A 493-nucleotide genomic window follows, 5' to 3' on the forward strand; every position below is an offset into this window, starting at 1 on the left:
CCGGTATCGCCCGTGGCGCCAGTCGCACCTGTGGCGCCGGTTGCTCCGGTTGCGCCCGTTGCTCCGGTTGCGCCCGTTGCTCCGGTATCGCCCGTGGCGCCGGTCGCACCTGTGGCGCCGGTTGCTCCGGTCGAGCCGGTTGCGCCCGTTGCTCCGGTATCGCCGGTGGCGCCAGTCGCACCCGTGGCTCCGGTCGCACCTGTGGCGCCGGTTGCTCCGGTCGAGCCGGTTGCGCCCGTTGCTCCGGTATCGCCGGTGGCGCCAGTCGCACCCGTGGCTCCGGTCGCACCTGTGGCACCGGTTGCTCCGGTCGCGCCGGTCGAGCCGGTGGCGCCTGTAGCTCCGGTCGCGCCCGTCGAGCCCGTTGCTCCGGTATCGCCCGTTGCGCCTGTTGCTCCAGTCGAGCCTGTATCACCCGTGGCGCCGGTCGCACCAGTAGCGCCGGTCGCACCTGTGGCGCCGGTGGCACCTGTGGCGCCGGTTGCTCCAGTAT

At 73.2% G+C, this 493-nt stretch carries 1 protein-coding gene; it reads right to left on the reverse strand.

Going from position 1 to position 493, the window contains the following annotated elements; all coding sequences use genetic code 11:
* A partial coding sequence (locus EOA60_RS36765) for a hypothetical protein (RefSeq protein ID WP_206628483.1) occupies nucleotides 1–493 on the reverse strand: 493 nt, incomplete at both ends.

The organism is Mesorhizobium sp. M1A.F.Ca.IN.020.06.1.1 (assembly GCF_004023265.1).
Classification (GTDB): domain Bacteria; phylum Pseudomonadota; class Alphaproteobacteria; order Rhizobiales; family Rhizobiaceae; genus Mesorhizobium.